Genomic DNA, 4,953 nt, shown 5'->3' with positions numbered 1-4,953 from the left:
GCCGATCGCCGGTCGCCTCGCCGAGCTGGCGCTGCCTTTGCTCGCCGACTGTCCCGAGATAAGGATCGACTTCATCGACAGCGATGCCCCGTCGGCCGATCCGGGCGAACTGGGCGTCGCGGTGGCGGCTCCGGTCTTGTCCAACGCGCTGTTTTCCGCCACCGGCCTGCGCTTTCGCAAGCTGCCGCTGCTGTCGGAGGAAATATGACCCGTCCCGCCGACCATCCCGCCATTCGAATCGGCCGCATCGGGGTGTTGCTGGTCAATCTCGGCACGCCCGACGCGCCGACGGCGCAGGCGGTGCGCCGCTATCTGGCCGAGTTCCTTTCCGATCGCCGCGTCGTCGAGATCCCGCCGCTGCTCTGGCAGCCGATCCTGCGCGGGATCGTCCTCAACGTCCGGCCGCGCAAGTCGGCGCATGCCTATGCGCAGGTGTGGACCGAGGATGGCTCGCCGCTCGCGTCGATCACCCGCCGCCAGGCCACGGCGCTCGCCGCACGGCTGGGCGACGGGGTGCTGGTCGATTACGCGATGCGCTATGGCAGCCCCTCGATTGCATCGCGCATCGAAGCGATGAAGGCGCAAGGCTGCGACCGGATTTTGCTCGCGCCCCTCTATCCGCAATATAGCGGGGCGACGACGGGGAGCGTCGCCGACAAGGCGTTCGAAGCGCTCGGCGCGATGCGCTGGCAGCCGGCGATCCGGACTCTGCCACCCTATTACGACCACTCCGTTCATATCGAGGCGCTGGCCGCCTCGGCACGCGAGGGTATCGCCGCGCTCGATTTCGAGCCCGATGCCATCCTGGCGACCTTTCACGGCATGCCGGAAAGGACGCTTCATCTCGGCGACCCCTATCATTGTCAGTGCCAGAAGACGGCGCGGCTTCTGGCCGATGCGCTGGGGCGCAAGCTGGTCGTATCCTTCCAGTCACGTTTCGGGGGCGGCAAATGGCTGGAGCCCTCGACCGAAGACATGCTCGCGCGCTTGGCCCAGGACGGAAAACGCAAGATCGCTCTGATCGCGCCCGGCTTTGCAGCGGATTGCCTCGAGACGCTCGAGGAACTCGCCATCCGTGGCAAGGAGCAGTTCGAGGCAGCGGGGGGCGAGCGTTTCGCTTATCTCCCCTGCTTGAACGACACGCCGATCGGGATGGCCATGCTCGAGCGGCTCATACGCGACGAACTGCAGGGATGGCTGGCCTGACCGGCAATTTGATTTACCCCTGAAAGGGGTTAATTTTCTTGTCGTTGCGCGCTTCCGCTCGTCATCTTCACGCTTTAGCATCGCACCCGAATCTGTTGGGAGAAGCTATATGGCGCGTGTTGCGATCGTTACCGGAGGTACCAGGGGCATCGGCGAAGCGATCAGCCTTGCGCTCAAGGACGCTGGCGTCGTCGTAGCGGCAAATTATGCCGGAAATGACGAGCGCGCCCGCGCCTTCACGGAGCGGACGGGTATCAAGAGCTACAAGTGGGACGTCGCAGACTTCGACGCCTGCCATCGCGGCGTCGAGCAGGTGGAAGCCGAACTCGGACCGGTCGACATCGTCGTCAACAATGCCGGCATTACCCGCGACGGCACGCTGCTCAAGATGACCTACCAGGACTGGAAAGAGGTCATGGACACCAATCTCGGCGGTTGCTTCAACATGGCCAAGGCGACCTTCCCCGGTATGCGGGCTCGCGGCTGGGGCCGTATCGTCAACATCGGGTCGATCAACGGCCAGGCCGGCCAATATGGCCAGGTCAACTATGCGGCAGCCAAATCCGGCATTCATGGCTTCACCAAGGCGCTGGCGCAGGAAGGCGCCAAGGCAGGCGTGACCGTGAATGCGATCGCCCCCGGCTACATCGACACCGACATGGTCGCGGCGGTGCCGCAGGACGTGCTCGCGAAGATCGTCAACAAGATCCCGGTCGGCCGTCTCGGTCATGCCGAGGAAATCGCGCGCGGCGTGGCCTTTCTGTGCGCCGAAGAGGCCGGCTTCGTCACCGGATCGACGCTGTCGATCAACGGTGGCCAGCACATGTACTGATCGACTGACGGTGGCGGGTCCGGTCAAGCGTTCGGTGAACATTGCCGGGCACGCCACCTCGATAACGCTGGAGCCGATCTTCTGGGACGCGCTGCTAGCGGCGGCAAAGGAAGATGCCCTTCCGCTCAATGCCCTGGTCGCGCGCATCGACGCCGAACGGGTCCAGGAAGACGACCTGCCCAATCTCGCCAGCGCCATCAGGGTCTGGTTGTTCCGGCGAGCGACCGCCCGCATCGCTGGCTGATCCCGTTGCCCGCGTTCCATTGACCATCCATGGCAATGGCCGGAGCCCGGTCTTGACTATCCCGAAGGTGCCCTCGACAAACGCGTAAGGGATAAAGGCCGACTGGTCGCATAGCGTCGTCGAGCCAGCGGGAGAGTGATCGGATGCGTTTCCATTTTGCCGAGTCCATGACCAATCCGGAATATTATATTCCGCTGGCCCAGGCGGCCGAGGCGGCCGGCTATTTCGGTTTCGTGATCCCCGACAGCCTGATCTATCCCAAGGCTTCCGACACCGCTTATGCCTATACCTCGGATGGCGGGCGCGAGTTTCTGGAAAACAAGCCTTTTCTCGAGTCCTTCATCGCCGCGACCGCAATGGGCGCCGCGACCGAAAAGCTGCACTTCACCACCAATGTGCTGAAACTGCCGGTCCGCCCTCCGGTCTATTCGGCCAAGCTCGCTTCCTCGATTGCGGCGGTCACGCGCAACCGCTTCAGCCTCGGAGCCGGGCTCAGCGTATGGCCCGAGGATTATGCGGTCATGGGCGTGCCGTGGGAGAAGCGCGGCGAGCGGTTCGACGAGTGTATCGCCATCTTTCGCGGGCTTACTGCGGGCGGTTATTTCGAATTTCATGGCCAGCATTATGATCTGCCGCCGATCAAGCTGAACCCGGTGCCCAGCAAGCCGATCGAGGTGTTGATCGGCGGGCATAGTGATGCGGCGCTGAAGCGTGCCGCACGAAATGACGGTTGGATGTATGCGGGGGGCGGCATCGACGCCCTGATCCCGCTCATCGAGAAATATCATGCCTTCCGCGAGCAGGCGGGCCGGGCTTCGGCGCCGCACAAGGTTTTTGCGACCGACATGGGCAATGTCTCGCTCGATACCATCAAGCGCTATGCCGATCTGGGTGTGACCGACCTGGCCGTAGCCTTCCGCAATCTCTACGCGGTCGAGGAAGACAGTCAGCCTCTGCAGGACAAGCTGGACGACATGCGCCGGTTCGCCGACGCGATCATCGCGAACGTCTGATCATAGCGGGGAGGGCAGTCCTGGGCACCGCCGTTCCCGCGTCGCTTAATAGAGCGACTGCCGGTACAGACCCGCTTCGGCCATCGCATCGAGGACGTCCGCACCGAGTATTCCTGTCAGTGTCGCGTGAACGTCGTTGCCCATGAGGCGGCTGCCGCAGACATAGATGGCGCACCCGGCCAGCGCCCAGTCGATCACGGTCATGCGCGCATCTTCGATCTGGTCGGTGACCAGCCGCTGCTCCTCCCCGTCGCCCGGAAGAACGAGGTCGCACCGTTCGAGATGACCGACAGAGACCCATTGGGTGATTTCTGCCGCAAGCACCTGATCGTCAGCGCTGTTGCGGTCGCCGAAGATCAGCCAGTTGCGCGAACCCGCCGGGCGGGCCTTGATCTGAGCGTGGAGACCGGCGATGCCGGTCGCGTTGCCGATCAGGATCAGCGGGATGTCTGCCGGCGGGGGCAGCAATTCGCTATTGTCGCTGATCGCGATCCGAACCTCGTCGCCCGGCTGGATCGTCTCGCATAGCCAGCGCGATCTTTGACCGCCCCCGGCCGCCTGGATCGGCACCAGCCGCACCACCAGTTCGAGCATTCCGTCTTCGGGCAGCGAACCGATCATGTAGCAGCCCACCGGCGCATCGGCGGGGGCGGCGGGATCGTCGATGTCGCCGGTGGGACCGCAATAGACGCGGGCCACGGCACCAGCCTGCCATGAGACACCGGTCCCGTCCTGGGTGAAGCGCAGCCGATACAATGGTCCGCCGGCCGAATCCTGATTGGCGAGCAGGCGTTCTGCGAGGCGCCAGGCACCAAAGGCTTGCTTATCCCGTAGCGGTTCCGCCGGAGCGACTTCGGGGCGGCGATCGACGGCCTTATCGGGGGTCGCCGTGGGACGCGGGTCAGGCGGCTCGAGCCCGGACCCGTGCGTGCGGCGAAGCACGGCAAAGGTGATGAAAGCGAACAGAAGGACCGCGAGGGCCGCCGGTATCAGCAGGATCAGATTGAAACCGGTCAATGCGCTCTCTGCTTGCAGGACGATATCGAGGCTAAGCTCCGCAACTATCCGCCAAACCGTAGGGATCGGCGCAGCGCGGCGCAAGCGTCCTGCATGTCAGTCGATCGCCGGCATCGCACGCCGGCATCGAATATCAGCGGGCCAGCAGCGCGCGGGCCTGCGTCGCCAGTCGTGCCAGCATCGCCGCGCTGGGCGCCGCCGCGACGCGCGCCCGGGCAATCGTTCGCCGGAACTGTTCGACGCGAGGGGCATGGGCGGCTAACCACTGCGACACAGCTTCCGCCGGACCGCGGCGCCCATGGCGCGAGAGGAAGTCGAGCCGGATCTGGCCGAACTCGCGCGTCAGGCCAGCGACCAGCAGGCGTTCCCATGGGTCGGCGCTGCGGAAGCGCGCGGCCGCCACCTTGGCCCAGTCGAGCCCCAGTTGCTCGCCGAGCAGAACATAGGCACGGGTGACATCGTCCTCGTCGGCAGCCAGCGTGCTTGCAAGCGCGGCGGTGCCGATCGCGCCATCAATCTCGGCGATGCGCATCAGCCCGTCGATGACGGCTGCATCGACCCGGTCGGCATCGATCCGCTGGCGGAGCTGATCGGACTGCTGCCGCGCTTCGGCCTTCAACAGTTCGCCGCGCGACGCATCC

At 64.9% G+C, this 4,953-nt stretch carries 6 protein-coding genes and 1 pseudogene; 5 read left to right on the top strand and 2 right to left on the bottom strand.

Annotated elements, in window-relative coordinates:
• The 5 genes from KAY22_RS24480 to KAY22_RS24460 form a co-directional block, all read left to right on the top strand.
• Positions 1-208 (top strand): hypothetical protein (locus KAY22_RS24480; protein ID WP_296625749.1); only part of this gene is annotated, 208 nt, incomplete at its 5' end.
• Positions 205-1,206 (top strand): ferrochelatase, encoded by a 1,002-nt coding sequence (hemH, locus tag KAY22_RS24475; protein ID WP_296625748.1) that lies wholly within the window; start codon positions 205-207, stop codon positions 1,204-1,206. The genes KAY22_RS24480 and hemH, both read left to right, overlap by 4 nt.
• Positions 1,207-1,315: 109 nt before the next feature.
• Positions 1,316-2,038: an acetoacetyl-CoA reductase gene (gene phbB, locus KAY22_RS24470; protein ID WP_296625747.1), complete on the top strand. Its 723-nt coding sequence runs from the start codon at positions 1,316-1,318 to the stop codon at positions 2,036-2,038.
• The gene (locus tag KAY22_RS24465; protein WP_366514159.1) at positions 2,019-2,282 is read left to right on the top strand and encodes a ribbon-helix-helix domain-containing protein; all 264 of its coding nucleotides are present in this window, start codon (positions 2,019-2,021) and stop codon (positions 2,280-2,282) included. Before phbB ends, KAY22_RS24465 begins: the two co-directional genes overlap by 20 nt.
• A 143-nt stretch (positions 2,283-2,425) precedes the next feature.
• On the top strand, positions 2,426-3,295 hold the full coding sequence (locus KAY22_RS24460) for an LLM class flavin-dependent oxidoreductase (RefSeq protein WP_296625746.1): 870 nt from the start codon (positions 2,426-2,428) through the stop codon (positions 3,293-3,295).
• A gap of 45 nt (positions 3,296-3,340) precedes the next feature.
• On the opposite strand, the gene KAY22_RS24455 is transcribed toward KAY22_RS24460, so the two are convergent.
• Positions 3,341-4,312 carry an oxidoreductase gene (locus KAY22_RS24455; protein WP_296625745.1) on the bottom strand — a complete coding sequence of 324 codons (972 nt, stop codon included), beginning with the start codon at positions 4,310-4,312 and terminating at the stop codon, positions 3,341-3,343.
• Positions 4,313-4,445: 133 nt separating this feature from the next.
• Positions 4,446-4,953: pseudogene (locus KAY22_RS24450) on the bottom strand (NAD-glutamate dehydrogenase domain-containing protein); the annotation flags it as partial.

It is taken from the genome of Rhizorhabdus sp., assembly GCF_018006725.1.
Classification (GTDB): domain Bacteria; phylum Pseudomonadota; class Alphaproteobacteria; order Sphingomonadales; family Sphingomonadaceae; genus Rhizorhabdus.
This window is presented reverse-complemented; position numbering and strand designations above follow the sequence as displayed.

Bases quoted from the DNA above. Each gene is read 5' to 3' on its own strand.
- KAY22_RS24460 (WP_296625746.1), top strand. From the start codon at position 2,426: ATGCGTTTCCATTTTGCCGAGTCCATGACCAATCCGGAATATTATATT.
- hemH (WP_296625748.1), top strand. From the start codon at position 205: ATGACCCGTCCCGCCGACCATCCCGCCATTCGAATCGGCCGCATCGGG.
- phbB (WP_296625747.1), top strand. From the start codon at position 1,316: ATGGCGCGTGTTGCGATCGTTACCGGAGGTACCAGGGGCATCGGCGAA.